The sequence below is a fragment of the Bacillus spizizenii TU-B-10 genome, assembly GCF_000227465.1.
Classification (GTDB): Bacteria; Bacillota; Bacilli; order Bacillales; family Bacillaceae; genus Bacillus; species Bacillus spizizenii.
In genome coordinates, this window is record NC_016047.1 from 773,363 (window position 1) to 793,694 (window position 20,332).

Annotated in this window: 19 protein-coding genes; 15 read left to right on the forward strand and 4 right to left on the reverse strand. The window is 41.4% G+C overall.

What is annotated here, in order from left to right; translation table 11 throughout:
• Positions 1 to 113: 113 nt before the first annotated feature.
• Positions 114 to 2,042, reverse strand: a complete 1,929-nt coding sequence (locus GYO_RS25730; protein WP_014112878.1) for an ABC-F family ATP-binding cassette domain-containing protein — start codon at positions 2,040 to 2,042, stop codon at positions 114 to 116.
• Between the two features lie 125 nt (positions 2,043 to 2,167).
• Between GYO_RS25730 and moaC the strand changes: the two genes are divergently transcribed.
• Genes moaC through tatCy form a run of 4 tightly spaced genes read left to right on the forward strand, consistent with a single transcriptional unit; the run spans position 2,168 to position 4,290 of the window.
• Positions 2,168 to 2,680 (forward strand): cyclic pyranopterin monophosphate synthase MoaC, encoded by a 513-nt coding sequence (gene moaC, locus GYO_RS25735; RefSeq protein WP_014112879.1) that lies wholly within the window; start codon positions 2,168 to 2,170, stop codon positions 2,678 to 2,680.
• Complete coding sequence (locus tag GYO_RS25740; RefSeq protein WP_003225686.1) at positions 2,677 to 3,324, forward strand: redox-sensing transcriptional repressor Rex; 648 nt, start codon at positions 2,677 to 2,679, stop codon at positions 3,322 to 3,324. The genes moaC and GYO_RS25740 overlap by 4 nt, the downstream gene beginning before the upstream one ends.
• A 21-nt stretch (positions 3,325 to 3,345) precedes the next feature.
• Entirely contained in the window at positions 3,346 to 3,519 is a 174-nt protein-coding gene (gene tatAY / locus GYO_RS25745; protein ID WP_003225684.1) for a sec-independent protein translocase protein TatAY, read from the forward strand.
• A gap of 6 nt (positions 3,520 to 3,525) precedes the next feature.
• Positions 3,526 to 4,290: a sec-independent protein translocase protein TatCy gene (gene tatCy / locus GYO_RS25750; protein WP_072565844.1), complete on the forward strand. Its 765-nt coding sequence runs from the start codon at positions 3,526 to 3,528 to the stop codon at positions 4,288 to 4,290.
• A gap of 37 nt (positions 4,291 to 4,327) precedes the next feature.
• Here the strand turns inward: tatCy and GYO_RS25755 are convergent, their stop codons facing one another.
• Positions 4,328 to 4,519 carry a YdiK family protein gene (locus GYO_RS25755; protein WP_003225680.1) on the reverse strand — a complete coding sequence of 64 codons (192 nt, stop codon included), beginning with the start codon at positions 4,517 to 4,519 and terminating at the stop codon, positions 4,328 to 4,330.
• Positions 4,516 to 5,250, reverse strand: a complete 735-nt coding sequence (locus GYO_RS25760) for a CPBP family intramembrane glutamic endopeptidase (protein ID WP_014112881.1) — start codon at positions 5,248 to 5,250, stop codon at positions 4,516 to 4,518. Before GYO_RS25760 ends, GYO_RS25755 begins: the two co-directional genes overlap by 4 nt.
• A gap of 238 nt (positions 5,251 to 5,488) precedes the next feature.
• Between GYO_RS25760 and groES the strand changes: the two genes are divergently transcribed.
• From groES to GYO_RS25780, 4 genes are all read left to right on the forward strand, one after another.
• Entirely contained in the window at positions 5,489 to 5,773 is a 285-nt protein-coding gene (gene groES, locus GYO_RS25765) for a co-chaperone GroES (RefSeq protein WP_003155970.1), read from the forward strand.
• A gap of 46 nt (positions 5,774 to 5,819) precedes the next feature.
• Entirely contained in the window at positions 5,820 to 7,454 is a 1,635-nt protein-coding gene (gene groL / locus GYO_RS25770; RefSeq protein ID WP_014112882.1) for a chaperonin GroEL, read from the forward strand.
• Between the two features lie 807 nt (positions 7,455 to 8,261).
• Positions 8,262 to 9,200 carry a DUF4747 family protein gene (locus GYO_RS25775; protein ID WP_014112883.1) on the forward strand — a complete coding sequence of 313 codons (939 nt, stop codon included), beginning with the start codon at positions 8,262 to 8,264 and terminating at the stop codon, positions 9,198 to 9,200.
• A gap of 64 nt (positions 9,201 to 9,264) precedes the next feature.
• The gene (locus GYO_RS25780) at positions 9,265 to 10,071 is read left to right on the forward strand and encodes a hypothetical protein (protein ID WP_014112884.1); all 807 of its coding nucleotides are present in this window, start codon (positions 9,265 to 9,267) and stop codon (positions 10,069 to 10,071) included.
• A gap of 224 nt (positions 10,072 to 10,295) precedes the next feature.
• Here the strand turns inward: GYO_RS25780 and GYO_RS25785 are convergent, their stop codons facing one another.
• Positions 10,296 to 12,803, reverse strand: coding sequence for an NB-ARC domain-containing protein (locus tag GYO_RS25785; RefSeq protein WP_014112885.1), 2,508 nt, complete (start codon positions 12,801 to 12,803; stop codon positions 10,296 to 10,298).
• A gap of 203 nt (positions 12,804 to 13,006) precedes the next feature.
• Between GYO_RS25785 and gutB the strand changes: the two genes are divergently transcribed.
• The 7 genes from gutB (at position 13,007) to GYO_RS25820 (ending at position 20,324) form a co-directional block, all read left to right on the forward strand.
• The gene (gene gutB / locus GYO_RS25790; RefSeq protein ID WP_041521137.1) at positions 13,007 to 14,068 is read left to right on the forward strand and encodes a sorbitol/xylitol/iditol dehydrogenase GutB; all 1,062 of its coding nucleotides are present in this window, start codon (positions 13,007 to 13,009) and stop codon (positions 14,066 to 14,068) included.
• Positions 14,069 to 14,141: 73 nt separating this feature from the next.
• Positions 14,142 to 15,518 (forward strand): MFS transporter, encoded by a 1,377-nt coding sequence (locus tag GYO_RS25795; protein WP_014112887.1) that lies wholly within the window; start codon positions 14,142 to 14,144, stop codon positions 15,516 to 15,518.
• Positions 15,519 to 15,619: 101 nt separating this feature from the next.
• On the forward strand, positions 15,620 to 16,582 hold the full coding sequence (locus tag GYO_RS25800; protein WP_014112888.1) for a carbohydrate kinase family protein: 963 nt from the start codon (positions 15,620 to 15,622) through the stop codon (positions 16,580 to 16,582).
• A 199-nt stretch (positions 16,583 to 16,781) separates the two neighbouring features.
• On the forward strand, positions 16,782 to 17,465 hold the full coding sequence (locus GYO_RS25805; protein ID WP_041521138.1) for a PspA/IM30 family protein: 684 nt from the start codon (positions 16,782 to 16,784) through the stop codon (positions 17,463 to 17,465).
• 64 nt (positions 17,466 to 17,529) lie between these two features.
• Positions 17,530 to 18,555, forward strand: coding sequence for a TFIIB-type zinc ribbon-containing protein (locus tag GYO_RS25810; protein WP_014112890.1), 1,026 nt, complete (start codon positions 17,530 to 17,532; stop codon positions 18,553 to 18,555).
• Entirely contained in the window at positions 18,555 to 19,322 is a 768-nt protein-coding gene (locus GYO_RS25815; protein ID WP_014112891.1) for a TPM domain-containing protein, read from the forward strand. Before GYO_RS25810 ends, GYO_RS25815 begins: the two co-directional genes overlap by 1 nt.
• Before the next feature lie 30 nt (positions 19,323 to 19,352).
• Positions 19,353 to 20,324 (forward strand): SPFH domain-containing protein, encoded by a 972-nt coding sequence (locus tag GYO_RS25820; RefSeq protein WP_041520874.1) that lies wholly within the window; start codon positions 19,353 to 19,355, stop codon positions 20,322 to 20,324.
• Positions 20,325 to 20,332: the final 8 nt, after the last annotated feature.

Consider the following 20,332-nt stretch of genomic DNA (forward strand, 5'->3'; position numbering starts at 1 on the left):
GGATAAATTCAGAATATTTTGTGGATAATGTGTATAAAGCGTTTACTTTGTTTGTTTATAAGGTTATTTTCTGTGGATAAAAAAGCACCTCTAAAAAGAGGTGCTTGACTTTTTTAATCTTCTTCTGTGGATAGTTCTTCCCATTCAGACAAAAGAGTTTCCAGCTCCTGATTGAGTTTCTCGTTGTCTGCATGGATGGCTTGTACCTTTTCATGGTCTTGATAGACTTCCGGATCACATAGCAATTCATCGTTATGACTAATGTTTTCTTCAATAGTTTGAACAGTGGTTTCAATTTCTTCAATCCGGCGGAGCCGTTGGCGCTCTTTCTTTTTCCATTCTTTTTCTTCCTCGTAAGAACGTTTGGAGTCAGACTTTACCGCAGCAGGCGTTTTTTCTATTTCCTCTTGCTGATTCATTTTCTCCAATTCAAGCTGCTCTGTTTTTTTCTCCGTATAATAATCGTAATCTCCCAGATACTCTTCTATATGATTTGAAGAAAGCTCCAATACTCTTGTGGCGATTCTGTTAATAAAATATCTGTCATGAGAGACAAATAACAGTGTGCCTGGATAATCAATCAGCGCGTTTTCAAGAACTTCTTTGCTGTCTAAGTCCAGATGGTTCGTCGGTTCATCAAGGATGAGAAAATTAGCTTTTTGAAGCATCAGCTTAGCAAGGGCCAATCTTGCTTTCTCACCCCCGCTCAGTGAATGGACGGGTTTCAGTACATCATCTCCGGAGAATAAGAAATTGCCGAGACAAGTTCGGATTTCTTTCTCCGGAAGACCAGGGTACTCATCCCACAGCTCATCAAGGACGCGTTTAGAGGAAGTCAGTTCAGCCTGCTCCTGATCATAGTAGCCGACACTGACATTCGAGCCGTATGAGATTGTTCCTTGATCTGGCTTTAGGGTGTCCATTAATGTTTTCAGCAATGTCGATTTACCGATTCCGTTAGGACCGACAAGAGCGGCGCTTTCTCCTCTTGTGAGCATGAACGACACTTCTGTTAAAAGCGGCGGCTGGTTTTCATAGCTGATTGTGAGATCCTGAACGCGCAGGACTTCATTTCCGCTCTGTTTTGTAATATCAAAATGAAAGTTTGCGGATTTTTCATCGCCGAGCGGTTTTGACATGACTTCCATTCGCTCCAGCTGCTTTCGGCGGCTTTGCGCTCTTTTTGTGGTAGAAGCTCTCGCAAGATTTCGGTCTACGAAGTCTTGAAGCTTTGCGATTTCATCCTGCTGCTTTTCATACACTTTAAGATCTTTTTCATACTGCGCGGCTTTTTGGTCGAGATAAGCGCTGTAGTTGCCGTGATATTTTTTGCTTTCAGCTCTTGATACCTCGTATACTTGGTTTACTACTTTGTCCAAAAAGTAGCGGTCATGCGAAACGATGAGAATGGCGCCTGAATAGCCTTGCAAATAATGTTCAAGCCAGGTTAGCGTATCAATATCGAGATGGTTTGTCGGCTCATCGAGAATGAGCAAATCAGGCTGTGTTAACAGAAGCTTACCAAGGGCCAGCCTTGTTTTCTGCCCCCCGCTGAGGCTTTGCACCTGTGTTGAATCGTCAAAATGGCTGAAACCAAGTCCGTGAAGCACAGATCTGACATCCGCTTCATATTGATATCCGCCTTTATCTTTGAATTCCTGCTGAAGCCGGTCATAGGTTTTCATGATGCTTTCCAATTCACCAGGATCAGCTGCCGCCATTTTTTCTTCGATAGCCCGCATTTCCTTTTCCATTGCTTTTAAGTGGTCAAAAACAGTCAGCAGTTCTTCTTTTATGGTAAGCTTAGAATCCAAGCCCGTATGCTGGGCAAGATATCCCATTGTAATATCTTTCGGTTTAATGAGTTCGCCCTTTTCATACGAAAGCTGGCCTGCGATAATTTTAAGCAGCGTGGATTTTCCCGCGCCATTTCTTCCTACAATGGCGACGCGATCACGATTTCTGACTTCCAGCTTTATATTGTTTAAAATAGTATCAGCACCAAATGATTTGGATAGCTGATTAACTTGTAAGATCATCATATTATTTCACCTCTGCTATAATAAGTTAAGTGTAGCTTATGAACCAGAAGTCAGCAAACAATACATTGGCTGAATAAGACATAGAGAAGAAAATAGTGTATGATCTGTTTAAGGAGAGTTTTAATATGAATGGATTTTCTCATTTTAATGAACAGGGCAGAGCCCAGATGGTGGACATCAGCGAAAAATCTTCGACTGTCCGTACTGCGGCGGCTGTTTCAAGCGTACACATGAAAAATGAAGTGTACGAGAAAATACAAAGTCATGATATCGGTAAAGGAGATGTACTGGCTGTTGCGCAGGTGGCAGGCATTATGGCCGCAAAGCAAACGTCGAATATCATTCCGATGTGCCATCCGCTTTCACTGAGCGGGGTAGATATATCGTTTGACTGGAAAATAAAAGAAGCAGAAGTTATACTTCATATAAAAGCACAGGTCAAAACGAAAGGGAGTACAGGTGTGGAAATGGAAGCGCTCACTTCTGCATCGGTGTGCGCTCTTACCGTTTACGATATGTGCAAGGCCCTTGATAAGGGAATGGTCATCGGCCCTACTTTCTTGCTGGAGAAGACAGGCGGGAAAAACGGTGACTTTAAAAGAGAACTATCCGAGTATAATGTGGAGGACCAAAAATGAATAAGGATCAATCAAAAATTCCGCAGGCGACGGCAAAACGGCTGCCGCTTTACTATCGCTTTTTAAAGAATCTGCATGCGTCAGGAAAACAGCGTGTATCATCCGCTGAACTCAGTGATGCCGTAAAGGTTGATTCTGCCACGATTCGCAGGGATTTTTCCTATTTTGGAGCTCTTGGCAAAAAAGGATATGGATATAATGTGGATTATTTGCTGTCATTTTTCCGAAAAACGCTTGATCAGGATGAGATGACAGACGTCATCTTGATTGGTGTGGGGAACTTGGGAACGGCATTTCTTCACTATAATTTCACAAAAAATAATAACACAAAAATTTCTATGGCTTTTGATATAAATGAGAGTAAAATAGGAACTGAGGTAGGCGGCGTGCCTGTCTATAACCTTGACGACCTTGAACAACACGTAAAAAATGAATCAGTTGCCATTCTTACAGTGCCAGCAGTTGCCGCTCAATCCATTACAGACAGATTGGTCGCGTTAGGAATCAAGGGAATCCTTAATTTTACGCCGGCCCGTTTGAATGTGCCGGAACACATTCGAATTCATCATATAGATTTAGCTGTAGAGCTTCAGTCACTGGTTTATTTCTTGAAGCATTATTCAGTTTTAGAGGAAATCGAATAGAGGGAAAGGAGGAGCCCAAATATGCCGATCGGTCCTGGAAGCCTTGCTGTTATCGCAATCGTTGCTCTGATCATCTTCGGTCCCAAAAAGCTGCCTGAACTGGGGAAAGCTGCTGGAGACACACTTCGTGAATTCAAAAATGCTACTAAAGGATTAACGAGTGATGACGAGGAAAAAAAGAAAGAAGATCAGTAAGTTAGGATGACACGAATGAAAGTGAATCAAATGTCGCTGCTGGAGCATATTGCTGAGCTTCGAAAACGATTGCTGGTTGTGGCGCTGGCATTTGTCGTTTTCTTTATCGCAGGATTTTTTTTAGCGAAGCCCATGATTGTTTATTTGCAAAAAACGGATGAAGCGAAGGAGCTTACGCTTAATGCGTTTAATCTGACAGACCCGCTTTTTGTGTTTATGCAGTTCGCGTTTATCATCGGGATTGTCCTAACCTCGCCGATTATTCTTTATCAGCTTTGGGCTTTTGTGAGTCCAGGCCTCTATGAGAAAGAGCGCAAAGTAACGCTCAGCTACATTCCGATCTCTATTTTGCTGTTTTTAGCGGGCTTATCTTTTTCATATTATATTTTATTTCCTTTTGTTGTTGATTTTATGAAGCGGATCTCTCAGGATTTGAATGTCAATCAGGTGATCGGAATTAATGAATATTTTCATTTTCTTTTGCAGCTGACGATTCCGTTTGGACTGCTGTTCCAAATGCCGGTCATCCTCATGTTTTTGACCAGGCTTGGAATTGTGACACCGATGTTCTTAGCGAAAATCAGAAAGTATGCGTATTTTACGCTGCTTGTGATCGCTGCCCTGATTACTCCGCCTGAGCTTTTGTCTCATATGATGGTTACTGTTCCGCTGTTGATTTTATATGAAATCAGTATTCTTATATCGAAGGCTGCCTATCGGAAAGCGCAGAAAAGCAGTGCTGCCGATCAGGACGTGTCTTCCGGACAATAATAAAAAATCCATTTCTCATGAGAGAAATGGATTTTCTTTATTTCTGGTTCTTTTTAATTTTAAATGAAAAGGCGAACATCTTAAAAGAAATGCTGATGTTGTAAGCGGCGAACACCATCAGCAGGATGGAGTAAAATGACCACATGCTGCCTGGCGAGCTTGCGGCAAGATAAGTAAAGATGCACCCTACGGCAAAGTAGATCATTCCCCAAACTACCGGGTTTCTCATAAAAATAATCCTCCAATAATCAATTGCATTTGTGTGCTCTGCTGTTCAAGGTAGTTCTGAACAGGCTCAAGCTGCATGATGACGACAAATGTATTCATCATGACATGGGCGAAAATCGGCACCCATATCCGTTTTGTTCTCGCATATAAAAATGCAAAGGTAAAACCCATTGCTGTATAAAGAAGAAGATGCTTCAAATCAGCGTGAACAATACCGAAAATAACCGAGCTGATCAGTCCGGCAAAGAAGAAATTCGTTTTTTCGTACAGTGTGCCGAAAATGATTTTTCTGAAGATGATTTCTTCTAATATAGGCCCGACGACAGAAGAAACCATAATCATGAGCGGGACTGCCTGAATGACATCTAGAATAGCTTGTGTATTTTCTGATTCTCTTCCGATGCCGAATACATAATATTCAATAGAGCCTGCTATTCCTTGAGAGAAAAGGGCAATGAAAAAACCGGCTATCGCCCAAAGGATAGAAAGTCCGACGGAGTCTTTCCGGCCGTTTCGAAGCGTTGTTTTCGGGACAGTTCGTAGAATAAGCAGAACGACTACGAGACAGGCGATAAAGCTGATAACGGACCATAATCCTTGTGCATGCAACATATTCTCCTTGGTAGGCTGTCCTCCGGCATAACCGAATTTAAATAACAAGGGAATCCCGATTAATGCGGAAAACTGCATGATGATATATGTCAAAATAATAAACCAATACTGTTTTCTCAAATGGTATGTACTCCTTTGTTAAATGGGTTTCGTTCATCTACAGCTATTGTAACATAATCGGAACGGGGGTGAAAAAGCTAAGGGATAAGGGAGCTGAAAAGAATCATGTAAGCGTGAAAAAATTTTTATCTTATCACTTGAAATTGGAAGGGAGATTCTTTATTATAAGAATTGTGTTAGCACTCTTTAGTGTCGAGTGCTAAAATTACATATTCATACTATTGAGGAGGTTATTACATTGTTAAAGCCATTAGGTGATCGCGTTGTCATTGAACTCGTAGAATCTGAAGAAAAAACTGCCAGCGGAATTGTGTTGCCGGATTCTGCAAAAGAAAAACCGCAAGAAGGCAAAATCGTGGCAGCTGGTTCAGGTCGCGTGTTAGAAAGCGGAGAGCGCGTTGCTTTAGAAGTAAAAGAGGGCGACCGCATTATCTTCTCAAAATACGCAGGTACTGAAGTGAAATACGAAGGTACTGAATACTTAATCTTACGTGAAAGCGACATTTTAGCTGTTATCGGCTAATTCTTAAATAAACAATACTTAAAACATTTGAGGAGGTCTTGTAAACATGGCAAAAGAAATTAAGTTTAGTGAAGAAGCTCGCCGCGCAATGCTTCGTGGTGTCGATGCACTTGCTGATGCTGTTAAAGTAACTTTAGGACCAAAAGGACGCAACGTGGTTCTAGAGAAAAAATTCGGTTCTCCGTTAATCACAAATGACGGTGTAACAATCGCAAAAGAAATCGAACTCGAAGATGCGTTTGAAAACATGGGTGCTAAGCTTGTTGCTGAAGTAGCCAGCAAAACAAATGACGTTGCCGGTGACGGTACAACAACTGCGACAGTTCTTGCGCAAGCAATGATCCGTGAAGGCCTTAAAAACGTAACAGCAGGCGCTAACCCTGTAGGCGTGCGTAAAGGTATGGAAAAAGCTGTAGCGGTTGCGATCGAAAACTTAAAAGAAATTTCTAAGCCAATCGAAGGCAAAGAGTCTATCGCTCAGGTTGCTGCGATCTCTGCTGCTGATGAGGAAGTCGGAAGCCTTATCGCTGAAGCAATGGAGCGCGTAGGAAACGACGGCGTTATCACAATCGAAGAGTCTAAAGGCTTCACAACTGAGCTTGAAGTTGTGGAAGGTATGCAATTCGACCGCGGATATGCGTCACCTTACATGGTAACTGACTCTGATAAGATGGAAGCGGTTCTTGACAATCCTTACATCTTAATCACAGACAAAAAAATCACAAACATTCAAGAAATCCTTCCTGTGCTTGAGCAGGTTGTTCAGCAAGGCAAACCATTGCTTCTGATCGCTGAGGATGTTGAAGGCGAAGCACTTGCAACACTTGTTGTGAACAAACTTCGCGGCACATTCAACGCAGTGGCTGTTAAAGCTCCTGGCTTCGGTGACCGCCGTAAAGCAATGCTTGAAGACATCGCTGTCCTTACTGGCGGAGAAGTCATCACAGAAGATCTTGGCCTTGACCTGAAATCTACTCAAATCACACAATTGGGACGCGCTTCTAAAGTTGTCGTTACAAAAGAAAACACAACAATCGTTGAAGGCGCTGGCGAAACAGACAAAATTTCTGCCCGCGTGACTCAAATCCGCGCTCAAGTGGAAGAAACAACTTCTGAGTTCGACAGAGAAAAATTACAAGAGCGTCTTGCGAAACTTGCTGGCGGCGTAGCTGTCATCAAAGTCGGCGCTGCGACTGAAACTGAGTTGAAAGAGCGTAAACTTCGCATCGAAGACGCCTTGAACTCAACTCGCGCAGCTGTTGAAGAAGGCATCGTATCCGGTGGTGGTACAGCGCTTGTCAACGTATATAACAAAGTGGCTGCAGTTGAAGCTGAAGGCGATGCTCAAACAGGTATCAACATCGTGCTTCGCGCACTTGAAGAGCCAATCCGTCAAATCGCGCACAACGCTGGTCTTGAAGGATCTGTCATCGTTGAACGCCTCAAAAACGAAGAAATCGGCGTAGGCTTCAACGCTGCAACTGGCGAATGGGTAAACATGATCGAAAAAGGTATCGTTGACCCAACAAAAGTTACACGCTCAGCTCTTCAAAACGCTGCGTCTGTAGCTGCAATGTTCTTAACAACAGAAGCCGTTGTCGCTGACAAGCCAGAAGAAAACGCTGGCGGCGCAGGAATGCCTGATATGGGCGGCATGGGCGGTATGGGTGGAATGATGTAATTTTGCTTACTGTATTCCACTAAATACGGTTACAAACCCTTGCATACTCTTTAATTGACCACGGGGAATGTGAGGATAAAACTTTCTTAAATAAGGGTCTAAATTAAAGGTTTCCCACGAGTTCTTTGAACTTTTGGGAAACCTCTTTTTGTCACATTCAAATAAATATTTCTTGTTGTATCTTCATCCCTGTGCCTTAATCGCTCCATTATTTGTAGAAACCCACTAGCTAACTTACTAGCTAATAGAGAGGTTTGAAGTATAGAGTAATTAACGGGGAGTAAGTTAAGTATGATTTTCTATTAATTAAAGTATAAAATTAAACGGATCTATAGTATTGTTAGTTTTCAGGTGTTAACAACTTATATTTTTACCCGTTATAGGTAAGGTTTTTATATCTGACAGATGCATAAGGTTTATTTAAATTTTTGGAGTTATACTCTTGTTTTTTTGATTTTAAATGAATGTCGTATTATTCTAGTTCTATTTAATTAGTGAATTAGTTTAAGAGATGTATAATTTATATTTTGAATAAATTTCACTTTCTTTTATTTTCCTTTTTCCTCTAATGTAGAAAGTCATTCATAAGTAAATTCTTCAAATGTATGCTACCTAGATTATTTTATTCTTAAAGACAGCAGTAGCAACTTCAATTTCTCTTTTAATTCGAAAAATCCCCTTTTTGGTATTCGCTCATGTTATTTTGAATTTATAGAAACTTTGTTTATTTCTGCTTAATTTATAAAATTTTCCTGAAAACATGATATAATGTCTATATATTATAGTATATAATTCATGGAGGAAAATATGGCCAAACTTTATTATGCGAAAGTTAATATAAATTCTAATATTTTTGATGTTTATGCTAAAAAAATCACTATTCAAGATATAATGAAAATGGTTTTTGATGCACTTGATGATAAAAGAGAATATAATAAAAAGGAAGTTAATACGTTCCTTGATGATCAGGGTGACACAAAAACAGTAGAGCGGGAAGAAATATACAACTTTTCAGAATTGAATAAAGTAGAGGATATTAATGAAAAATATATTACTGGTCGACTTGTTAAAAGGACGCCCACATTTGGAGAAGAATTTGACAGAGTATCACGGACTTCCAAAAAGGTAGTTCATAAGAATAATTCCATTAGTACTCTATTCTACTTTGATTTAGAAACAGAGATTGTAACTTTTTATTCTCGTCAAAAGTTAGGTTATAATCAGTTTATGGAAGCTTTTGAAAGCCTGTTAGATATTTATTTGGATAAAATCGGATTTAAGGTAATGTTAATTAAAGATCCATTCTCGATACAGGAACGGATGAAAATGTTACATAAAGTTAATAGAATAAAATCGACTATAATTCCTCCTAATGTAAATGAAGAAGAAATAAGGGCACTTCTAGAGAGGAAGTCGCAAGGAATGAAACATGCAAATATAACAAGAGAAACAAGAATTCTTGAAAGTCATAAGAAGAATGAAAAAGGTATAGATTTAAATTCAACAGAAGTAAAGGAAACATTAGAACTTAATGAAGCTTATAGTGCATATGGATACAGTAAATTAGAGGTGGATGGTGAAACAAAAGATGGTACCAGTCTAGTTTACGATTCTGATGAAAATTCTCCATATCAAACAACAATTCCAGATAGTAAAAAGGAAAATCTAGAAGGCTTCATTGAATACGTGAAGAAAGGTATCACTGCTTTATTAGCTAAGCGAACAATCGATAATCTAAAAAAATGAAGCTAAAGATTCAGAATGTCAAGGAAAATAAGTACAATGACTAATTATATGTTAGGGTGATGATATGGAAGCTAATGATTTCCCTAAAAGCTATACTTTTAAGGCTTTGTATAAAGAATTAGGGAAACCTAAACATATATTTAATTTTAAAAAGTTTGAAGGATACTTTTCCGTTATCTGTTCAGTAATATTAGTGATAATATGTTATAAATTTATTAACACTAATACTGAAAATAATATGGATTATATTGTTTCTACATTCCAGAATATGATTTTATATGCTATTGCCGGAATGCTAACAATGTTAGGCTTTGTGGTGAGTGGATTGGCGATAATTTCCGGAACAATAGGATATAAAGTTACTCATCAGATGGTACTTGAAAACAATTTTAAAACACTATTATCTATCTTATTTAGTTTTTACTATATTGGTTTTATTATTGGTATCTTAATTGTAAGTTATGTTTTTTGTTATTTTATCATGGGTATCAACATTCAATTTAATATGCCAGCATTCCTTTTATTGGTGTTTCTTTTATCTTATGGACTTTTCTTCACAATACTTTATGCAGTATCATTACTCGGAACTTGTATTAGCATGTTTACTATAAATTATTTTTACTCTAATACAAATGAAACCACAAATGAAGAAGTTGTTGAAGAAACTGCTATCAAAAATGATTTAAATATTATACTAAGTGATATAAGGTTCAATACAATATTAAATACTTTATTAAGCAAAAAGGTTGTAACAGAAGATGAATTCATTGATGGATTGAGCAAACGTATCAATGAGGATTGTCCGGAAGAATATAAAGTAGAAGTTAGAAGATTATTTAGAGAGTTTTATAAATTGGATAGGGATATTTAAACTTCTTTACTTTTATATCAACATTCAATTTGATTATTAGAGAAATGACTAAATTGTTAATATTTATAAAGAAGTTATTAGAATGACTAGTTTATAGAAACTTTGCCCCTAAAAATTTATAGCAGAGGGCCTTAATCAGTTATTCAACTAATAAGGCCTTTTTTGTTTATAAAAAGAGAAGGTGTGAGAGCGTTTGTTCCTAGATTGACCTTACACTTACAATACTACAATGTGATGTCACCATTTCCTTCAAGCATCATATCCAGTTCTTCCACCTCTCCCCGAATCCCAATCGCAGGCTCCCACGAATCAATCAAACGAATCGCCTTCTGATTAGCTTCCATCGCTTTCGTTTTCTCTCTTTTACGGTACAACAACTGTGCCATCCCATAATAATAATAGATCAACTCAACCTGATTCGCGTTATGTTTGTCATAGAGCATTTGCTCAAAGGCTCCTTCCGCTTTCTCAAATTGACCACATTTCACGTAAGCGACACCCAGATTGAAATAGGCTTCTATCGTTTTTTCGCCGCCGTACGTGGAGCTGATTTCATTTGCCGCTTCGTATAATTGAATGGCTTCTTCCTCATGGCCTCTCGCGAAGCTTAAGTCACCGCGAACCAGTAGAACCCTGTGTTGAATCGTAGGAGAAATCGGTTGATCTTCGATTTCGTTTAAAATGGTTTCTGCTTTTTCCTGTTGTCCGGCTTTTAAAAACAGTCTTGATTGCAGTGCGAGTCCCCAAACCTTTAGATCGTGAACGTCGTGCTCTGCCGCGTCTGATTGTTCCAGTATCTTTAAGCCAGCTTCAATTTGCTGTAAGGCCCCGTCTAAATCATTGACTTCCATCAGTGCCCAGCCAGCTGTGTCGATTCGGAAGTACGCTTCTCGTGTGTGTTTGCCTAATAGATGGGCGGCGTCGGCTGCTTTGCTTCCGTATTCGATTCGCAGAGGCAGGTTGATTCTGCTTAGAAAATGGCTGATACGGGTGATGAGTTCGATTAGGATTTCTTTTTGTCCGGTTTCGCTCGACCATTTGATGACCTTTAAGATGTTTGGCCATTCTTGTTTCATTTGATCTAAATTTCGTCCCAACAAATAGCTCCAATAGATGGAGTTTGGCTGTTCCCGCTTTAATTGGGTTGCGGCATAATCAATATAATAGTGCGCCCACCGGCTGCGGGCTTCTTTTTCATATTCGTGCTGTTCGGACAAGTGCTGTTCTCCGTAAGCGACAACGGTTTGATGCGCTAAGTACTGTGTTCTTCCTTCGCTTCGTTCCGGCTGAATCAGAGCAAAAGATCGCATTTGTTCAATTGCGTAATGAAAACGGCGAGCGTCTAATCCGGCCGCTGCCGCCAGGCTTTTTTCATCTGGCGGCTTGCTGAAAAAGCAAAGCGTCTGCCATAGCTTTCGCGTATCTTCGTTGCATCTGTCCCATGTGCGGCCAAAGAGGAACTCAAACAATTCCAGCAGAGAGTACCCCGCTTTTCCGAGCTCGTGAATCAGCTGCTGGGCGGGAATGTCATCGTCTGACATATAGGCGAGGCTGAGTGCCATGGCTTTCGGGTTTCCGGCAGTCGCTGAAATGAATTCGTACTTCAGTTCAGACGATAGATGTAACAGCTGCTCCAGCTTTTCCCGCTTATATGGGAGGTTGCATGTTTGTAAGCAGCGGTGCACTTCTTGCTGGAAAAATTCCAAGGCATCTGTTTGGTCAAGGCCGCTCAGCTGGATGGCTGCCATTTCTCCGAAGCTTTCCCGATAGGTTTGCTTTACGTTTTCCCGAGCTGTGAGGAGAACTTTCACGCCTTGCGGAAGGCTGGTGATAAATTCGTGAATCTCACGTTCTGCGGTATCGATGCTGTCAACAATCAGTAGTACTGGTTTTTCTCTAGTGTAATTGGCTAACGCATTGCGGACGACGAATCGTTTTTCATTGATTGATTTATCGATTTGTTCAGCGCGTCCGAGCTGATAGGCGATCGTATTTAAAAAATCGCTAAAGCTTAAGCCTTTCCAATCGGCGCTAACCCAGATGATGCTGTTGAATGCCGGCCAATCTGAAGTATCGTCGACACAGGAATAGGCGGCTTCAAGAGCGATTGTGGTTTTACCCATGCCGGCCCAGCCGGTGATTAAACAGACTGGTGACGGAGAAAGCATCCATTGCCGTATCGCTTCCATATCAAAGCTGCGACCGATGAAGTTTCCGGACCAGCGTGATGGTAAGTTATGCGTGATAGGCTGTTCTGAAAGCGCATTCGTTTCTTGGCCGGGGATATCATGAAACAGCCGCTTTACCGCTTTTTCAATATCGTTATCACTCGGTGCCCCGAATGACCCGTCTTTTCTCAGCGTCTTCGCTTTTTTCAAACAAGACGCTGCCCATACAGGCAACGGGGGTTTGATCACTGGAATGGTGGTGGTTTCCAGCAGGTTGGTCAACCACTCGATATCCAAGTCGGTCTTTTCGAGAATGATCCAGATCATTCCGAACAGTTTTCCGTCGTCGATTCTCCCGGGAATATAGTTTGCCCCCATCTGTCCGATCCAGCTTTTGATCGTGTTAGAGGAAACCCCCAGCTGGAGTGCGATTTTATCTATATAAGACTGTCCTGTTTTTTCGTTCTTTTTCCTTCTGACTTTATAATCAGGATGAAGTTTTAGCGTTTTGACGCCAGGTGCCAGCAGTTGTGCAAATTGTTTTCGGTTTTCAAGTTCAGCCATAAGCCTGCACCTCCTATTAGTACTATTTTATCAATCCAGCGTTTTTTGTATATGAGAAAATAGTAAAGTACAGTGCGGCTGTCCTTTTATACAGCAGGAAAGGCTGTTGAACGTGTTGCAAAGCAGATAAAATGGGGGCAGTAACAGAGAAAACAAAAATGTATGCACTTACATTTTATTTTCTAAAGAAAGGAATTTGCCAAATGACTCACACAGTACCTCAGAACATGAAAGCGGCTGTTATGCACAACACAAGAGAGATCAAAATTGAAACATTGCCTGTCCCTGACATCAATCATGATGAAGTGTTGATTAAAGTGATGGCTGTCGGAATTTGCGGATCGGATCTGCATTACTATACAAATGGCAGAATAGGCAACTATGTTGTGGAAAAACCATTTATCCTTGGCCATGAATGTGCGGGAGAAATTGCTGCTGTCGGATCAGCTGTCGATCAATTCAAGGTGGGAGACCGTGTCGCTGTAGAGCCGGGCGTCACGTGCGGACGCTGTGAGGCGTGCAAGGAAGGGCGCTATAATCTTTGTCCGGATGTGCAGTTTTTGGCTACACCGCCGGTAGATGGCGCGTTTGTCCAATATATCAAAATGCGGCAGGACTTTGTTTTTTTGATCCCCGATTCACTTTCCTATGAAGATGCTGCTTTGATCGAGCCGTTTTCTGTCGGCATTCATGCAGCGGCGAGAACGAAGCTACAGCCCGGATCAACAATTGCGATTATGGGGATGGGCCCTGTTGGGTTAATGGCTGTTGCGGCAGCTAAAGCATTTGGGGCAGGCACAATTATCGTGACCGACTTAGAGCAGCTGCGGTTAGAAGCCGCGAAAAAAATGGGAGCGACTCATGTCATCAATATCCGTGAACAGGACGCGCTTGAAGAAATTAAAACGATCACGAATGATAGAGGCGTTGATGTTGCTTGGGAAACAGCGGGGAATCCAGCGGCATTGCAATCTGCACTTGCTTCTGTGCGCCGGGGCGGGAAACTGGCGATTGTCGGTTTGCCTTCACAGAACGAGATTCCGCTCAATGTGCCGTTTATTGCGGATAATGAGATTGATATTTACGGGATCTTCCGTTATGCCAATACGTATCCAAAGGGAATCGAATTTCTCGCTTCAGGCATTGTGGACACGAAGCATCTAGTAACGGACCAATATTCGCTGGAGCAGACGCAAGAGGCGATGGAGCGGGCGCTACAATTTAAGAATGAATGTTTAAAAGTGATGGTGTATCCAAATCGCTGAGTGAACAGGGAGGATCTTTGTATTCTCCCTCTTGTTTACTGGAAATGAAAACGGATTCTTGGGGTGGGAAATGATGATTGAAACAGAAAAAGCAACGACATTGAAGGCGAAGCATCACGGTCTGTCCTGGTTTGAGCGAATCGGATATGGATTCGGCGATATGTCATATAATATTGTCTTTCAGTTTGTAAACGCATACTTATTATTCTATTATACAGACGTCGGCGGCATTCAGCCTGCGGTGATCGCAACGTTGTTTCTTGTTGTGCGGGTGCTGGATGCTATTTTTGACCCGATCATGGGATTGATTTTAGACAAAACGAACACAAGATGGGGAAAGGCAAGGCCATATCTGTTGTGGGTGGCATTTCCTTTTGCGCTTTTTACGGTTTTATGTTTCACGACGCCTCATTTCGGTGAGACGGGGAATATGGTATATGCGTACATCACCTATATTCTGCTGGGGATGTCCTTTAGTATGCAAACCATTCCGGTGAACAGCTTAACGGGGCGGATGACGAATTCTGTGGAGGAACGAACGGTTCTGACAACAACACGGATGATTTTGGTGTATATCGGCATCCTTTTATCTATTTCCTGTGCGACACCGCTTGCAACTGCTATCGGAGGAGAGGATCAGGCGTTTGGATTTCAGATGACAGCGCTCATCTATGCGGCGGTCAGCATCGTTTTGAATCTATTTAGTTTCTTTACTGTACGGGAGCGGATTCATCCTAAAAAGAGAAAAAAACAAGGGATCAAAAAGACGTTATCCGTTTTAATCCGAAACAAACCTTTGCTTATGTTAGTTTCATCATTTTTGGCTTTTGCGATCGGGTTTAATATTAAGCTCAGTACGATGGTGTACTATTTTACGTATAACGTAAATCATAAGGAATTTGTGTTTTTGGGAACTGTTTTATTTTTTGGAGCAGCGCTGATCAGCAATTTGTTTATTCCTTACTTTTCTGAGAAGTGGGGCAGAAAACAAGTTATGATGATCACGGCAGCTCTATCGCTTATTTCTTATGCCGGCCTGCATTTTACGCCGTATTCTTCTATTACACTCATTTTCATTTGGCTTTTCGCTTCGGGATTTTTCACAACGCCTTTAAATACGCTTGCTTGGGGAATGGTTGCGGATTGTGTCGATTATGCGGAATGGAAAACCGGAGTTCGCGCGGATGGTGTGGTGATTTCCAGCATGAGCTTTATTAATAAGCTGGGTGTTGCGTTAGCCGGGTCATTTTCGGCCATTTATTTAGGAATCGCCGGATATGTGGCGAATGCAGATCAGACAGTTACGTCATTGAATGCGATTAAAAATATGAATGCTTTGATTCCGGGATTTTTCATTTTGCTATCTATTATTCTCATCGCCTTCTATCCTTTAACGGAAAAAAGATATAAGCACATCATCTCTGAGCTAGAGCAAAGATCTGTAAGGTAAATATATGTAAAATTTTTAATATTCAATGTAAACGGTTGTATTTATGGCAGAAAGTAATATACTGAGACTGTAATCTAGACTTTATAAATGAGTGTGATAATATGCGTAGTCATTCTGTAGTTTGTATTGGAGAATTGTTAATTGATTTCTTTTGTACCGATGTTGACGTTGATTTAATGGAAGGGCGCCATTTCTTAAAAAGTGCCGGCGGTGCACCGGCGAATGTGTCAGCAGCCATTGCCAAGCTGGGCGGACAAGCTGCTTTCAGCGGAAAAGTGGGCAAGGATCCGTTTGGGTATTTTCTAAAGCAAACATTGGACGCTGTACACGTCGATACCTCTATGCTGGTCATGGATGAGAAAGCGCCTACAACGCTTGCTTTTGTTTCATTAAAACAAAATGGAGAGCGTGACTTTGTTTTTAATAGAGGCGCGGACGCTTTGTTTACTCTGGAGGACATTGACCAGGAAAAACTAAACGAAGCGAAAATTCTTCATTTCGGCTCTGCAACGGCACTGTTATCAGATCCGTTTTGCTCAGCCTATTTACGGCTTATGTCGATTGCGAAAGACAATGGACAGTTTATTTCGTTCGACCCTAACTATCGTGAAGATTTATGGAAGGGAAGGGTTTCAGAGTTTGTTAGTATCGCAAAAAAAGCGATTGCTGTAAGCGATTTTGTGAAAGTCAGTGACGAGGAGCTTGAGATTATCAGCGGTGTGAAGGATCATGAAAAGGGCGTTGCGATCCTTCATGAGATCGGAGCGAAAATGGTTGCTGTGACACTTGGGAAAAGCGGAACTCTTCTTTCGAATGGAAAAGATCATGAAATCATTCCAAGCATTCCGGTTACATCAATTGACTCAACAGGGGCGGGAGATGCTTTTGCCGGTGCGGCTTTATATCAATTGGCAAACTCGGATCACATTCAATCTGTAGATGCTGATTTTGCGAAGCTGCGTGAGATTGTGTCATTTGCCAATAAGGTGGGAGCTCTTGTGTGCACTAAAATTGGAGCGATTGATGCACTGCCCAGCATGGAAGAGATTGAAGTTTCTCTATAAAGATGAGGATGTTTCTTGAAAGTCTCTGGACTTTTGGGAGGCATCCTTTTTTATATTTATTTTTTTATTTTGCAGGTAAAAAGTTATGTATTTTTCTGTTTAAATGTCATTTTTTATTAAAAAAATGAAACTTTTAACGATAATAAATAGTATATGTAATAAAGGGTTTAACGAAATAGCTTCTAGGAGGAACGATATGATGAGTATAATTGGAAGATTCAAAGATATTATGTCCGCGAATATCAATGCTTTATTAGACAAGGCTGAAAATCCAGAGAAAATGGTAGATCAGTATTTAAGAAACATGAATAGCGATTTGGCTAAGGTTAAGGCAGAAACAGCAGCTGTTATGGCTGAGGAGCAGAGAGCAAAAAGAGAATGTCACGAGTGCCAGGCAGACATGGAAAAGATGGAAAGCTATGCAATGAAGGCACTGCAAGCGGGGAATGAGGGCGATGCGAGAAAATTCCTTGAAAGAAAAACATCTTTGGAATCAAAGCTTTCTGAGCTGCAGATGGCGAATCAAATTGCTGCAACCAATGCCGCACAGATGAGAAAAATGCATGACAAACTGGTTTCTGACATTGGAGAGCTGGAAGCACGCAAAAATATGATCAAGGCGAAGTGGGCAGTAGCGAAAACGCAAGAAAGAATGAACAAGCTTGGCGCTTCTGTTTCGAGTACAAGCCAATCAATGTCTGCATTCGGCAGAATGGAGGACAAAGTAAATAAGGCGCTTGATCAGGCCAATGCAATGGCTGAACTGAACAGTGCTCCGCAGGATGATATTGCTGATCTGACTGCAAAATATGACACTGCCGGCTCAAGTCAGGTTGATGATGAACTTGCGGCGTTAAAAGCGAAAATGATGCTGGATAAATAATACATAGGAGGCCGCAGCTTTCGGCTGCGGCACCATTTATCATAAGATTTGAGAGGGAACGGTAATGATAATATCTTATAAGTGTCCGAACTGCGGCAGTGATATGGCATTTGACAGTGAATCCGGCTCGTTATCCTGCGGCAGCTGCGGAAGACAGGACAATATTGAAAGCCTCCCGAAAGAAAACATTGCGGCGCGGTTTTCTGAAGATGAGGCAAAAGAATATCAATGTGAAAACTGCGGTGCCGTTTTGATCACGGAAGCTGAAACGACAGCGACGACTTGCAGCTTCTGCGGAGGTGCTGCAATACTTGCCGAGCGTTTATCAGGACATTTGGCACCGGCTAAGGTCATTCCATTTACAATCAGTAAACAAGAAGCGGAGCAGGCATTTCGAAAGTGGTGCAAAAAAGGCCTTCTGACACCAAGAGGATTCATGTCGGCCGATCGTATTAAAAGCATCACCGGCATGTATATTCCGTTTTGGATGTTTGATTTAAATAGTGAAGTACAGGTGAGGGCGAACTGTACCAGAGTCCATCAGTATGAAGAAGGGGATTATATTTGCACAGAAACAGAACATTTTGAAGCGTTTCGTGATATCAATCTCGATTATTTGAAAATCCCTGTCGATGCCTCTGAAAAAATGAATGATGAATTAATGGACAAATTGGAGCCTTATTCATACGATCAGCTGAAGGACTTTCAAACGGCATATTTGGCCGGTTATATTGCGGAAAAATACAATTATACCGATGAGGAGCTTTTTCCTAGGGCAAAAGAGAAAATCAGCAGTTATATAGATTCATACATACATTCTACTTTTTCCGGTTATACGTCGGTCAATGTGAGGGACAAACATATTCACACGAAAAATGTGAACAGCTTTTATGTTTTGCTTCCTGTTTGGATGGTCAGTTACGATTATGAAAGAGCAGAGCATATCTTTGCGATGAACGGCCAAACAGGAAAGGTTGTTGGAAAGCCGCCGATCAGTTCAGGAAAAGTGGCGGCATGGTTTAGCGGAATAGCAGGCGGGACATTTCTTGCATTGAAGCTCGTCTCATTGATGATGGGAGGCGGATTTTGATGCGCGGATTTTTAGGAAAAGCGATTCTTGTTGTGCTGGCTGTCTTCATGGTGATGCCGGTATTGGGGATCGAAGCGGCGAGAGCTTCTGAATCACAGCAGCATGTATATGATCAAGCCCATCTATTATCAAAAGCGGAAATCGGAAAACTTGAATCTCTCTCGGCAGAGCTGGGTGCAAAGAGGGACACTGACTTCATCATTATTACGACAAAAAGCACAAACGGTGAAGATATTGCCGATTATACCGGCGATTTTTATGATCGTTACGGGAAAGGCAGCACAGCCATTTTAACGATTGATATGGCAAACAAAGAAGTATTCATCGCGGGCTTCAAAAAAGCTGAACAGTATTTGGACAACAGCAGGCTAAACAGCATCAGAAATACGATTTCATCTGATTTATCAAATGAAGATTATTTCAAAGCTTTTAAGACCTATATTCAGCTTTCTTATAAAGATATGGGCATAAAACCGGGAGTCAATCCCGACAGCGTGTTCTTTACATGGTGGTTTCAGCTGGTAGCTGCCATCGCAGTCGGGGGAATCGCGGTTTCAATCATGCTTTATCATGCGGGCGGCAAAGTAACGGTTAATGGGAATACATATATGGATCATCGTACGTCTGATGTGATTGATCAATACGACACTTATATCAGAACGACTGTAACTAGAGAAAGAAAACCATCAAATGATAAAGACAGCGGCGGCGATGGCGGTGTTACGAAAGGCGGCACGTCATACAGCGGAAGCCGCGGCAGTTTCTAGTGGAAAAAAGTAGAGAAAGGAAGAGTTATGATGTCGTTTTTCAGAAACCAATTAGCAAATGTAGTAGAGTGGGAAGAATTTAGAGATGATATGATTTTTTATAAATGGAACAATCGTGAAATCAAAAAAGGGAGTCGTTTAATCATTCGTCCCGGACAGGATGCTGTCTTCTTGAACAATGGGCGAGTTGAAGGGATTTTTCAAGATGATGGCGATTATGATATTGAATCAGAAATTATTCCATTCCTTTCAACGTTGAAGGGCTTTAAGTTTGGGTTCAACAGCGGCATGCGCGCCGAGGTGCTGTTTGTCAATACGAAGGAATTTACCGTAAGATGGGGAACAAAGCAGGCGATCAATATTCCGGCAGCGGGAATGCCTGGCGGGATGCCAATTCGCGCAAACGGCACATTTCATTTCAAGGTGCAGGACTATATCAGCCTGATTGATAAAATCGCTGGCGTGAAGGATCAATACTTTGTAGAGGATATTAAAATCCGGATCACTTCTATTCTGGATCAGCTTCTTATGAAGTGGATCACAAGAGAAGGGAAAGATATGTTTAATCTCCAAGCCAACGCATTTGACATTGCGAAGGGGATTCAAGACGACTTAGATATGCAATTAATCAGCGACGGAATGACGATTACCGGTTTTCAAATCATGAGCTTTAACTACCCTCAAGAAGTTCAAGATATGATTACGAAGAACGCTTCCTACGGTATGGTTGGGGATGTAAACAAATACCAGCAAATATCAATGACGGATGGAATGGCATCCGGAAAGATGAGCGGAGGCGGAGCGGCTTCTGATATGGCTGGAATGATGATGGGAATGAATATGGCCAATCAGATGATGAATCAAATGAATCAAAATCAGCAGGTACAGTCATCAGGTTCACAGTCATCTGGCAACGGAAGCAAACCGAATTTCTGTCCGAACTGCGGAACAAAAACCGGTGAAGCCAATTTTTGCCCGAATTGCGGCCAGAAGCTTGTATAAACATCATG

What these genes read in the sequence shown, in the direction of transcription:
- GYO_RS25730 (WP_014112878.1), bottom strand. Translation starts at nt 2,042, where the DNA reads ATGATGATCTTACAAGTTAATCAGCTATCCAAATCATTTGGTGCTGAT.
- moaC (WP_014112879.1), top strand. Translation starts at nt 2,168, where the DNA reads ATGAATGGATTTTCTCATTTTAATGAACAGGGCAGAGCCCAGATGGTG.
- GYO_RS25740 (WP_003225686.1), top strand. Translation starts at nt 2,677, where the DNA reads ATGAATAAGGATCAATCAAAAATTCCGCAGGCGACGGCAAAACGGCTG.
- tatAY (WP_003225684.1), top strand. Translation starts at nt 3,346, where the DNA reads ATGCCGATCGGTCCTGGAAGCCTTGCTGTTATCGCAATCGTTGCTCTG.
- tatCy (WP_072565844.1), top strand. Translation starts at nt 3,526, where the DNA reads ATGACACGAATGAAAGTGAATCAAATGTCGCTGCTGGAGCATATTGCT.
- GYO_RS25755 (WP_003225680.1), bottom strand. Translation starts at nt 4,519, where the DNA reads ATGAGAAACCCGGTAGTTTGGGGAATGATCTACTTTGCCGTAGGGTGC.
- groL (WP_014112882.1), top strand. Translation starts at nt 5,820, where the DNA reads ATGGCAAAAGAAATTAAGTTTAGTGAAGAAGCTCGCCGCGCAATGCTT.
- GYO_RS25775 (WP_014112883.1), top strand. Translation starts at nt 8,262, where the DNA reads ATGGCCAAACTTTATTATGCGAAAGTTAATATAAATTCTAATATTTTT.
- GYO_RS25780 (WP_014112884.1), top strand. Translation starts at nt 9,265, where the DNA reads ATGGAAGCTAATGATTTCCCTAAAAGCTATACTTTTAAGGCTTTGTAT.
- GYO_RS25785 (WP_014112885.1), bottom strand. Translation starts at nt 12,803, where the DNA reads ATGGCTGAACTTGAAAACCGAAAACAATTTGCACAACTGCTGGCACCT.
- gutB (WP_041521137.1), top strand. Translation starts at nt 13,007, where the DNA reads ATGACTCACACAGTACCTCAGAACATGAAAGCGGCTGTTATGCACAAC.
- GYO_RS25795 (WP_014112887.1), top strand. Translation starts at nt 14,142, where the DNA reads ATGATTGAAACAGAAAAAGCAACGACATTGAAGGCGAAGCATCACGGT.
- GYO_RS25800 (WP_014112888.1), top strand. Translation starts at nt 15,620, where the DNA reads ATGCGTAGTCATTCTGTAGTTTGTATTGGAGAATTGTTAATTGATTTC.
- GYO_RS25805 (WP_041521138.1), top strand. Translation starts at nt 16,782, where the DNA reads ATGAGTATAATTGGAAGATTCAAAGATATTATGTCCGCGAATATCAAT.
- GYO_RS25810 (WP_014112890.1), top strand. Translation starts at nt 17,530, where the DNA reads ATGATAATATCTTATAAGTGTCCGAACTGCGGCAGTGATATGGCATTT.
- GYO_RS25815 (WP_014112891.1), top strand. Translation starts at nt 18,555, where the DNA reads ATGCGCGGATTTTTAGGAAAAGCGATTCTTGTTGTGCTGGCTGTCTTC.
- GYO_RS25820 (WP_041520874.1), top strand. Translation starts at nt 19,353, where the DNA reads ATGTCGTTTTTCAGAAACCAATTAGCAAATGTAGTAGAGTGGGAAGAA.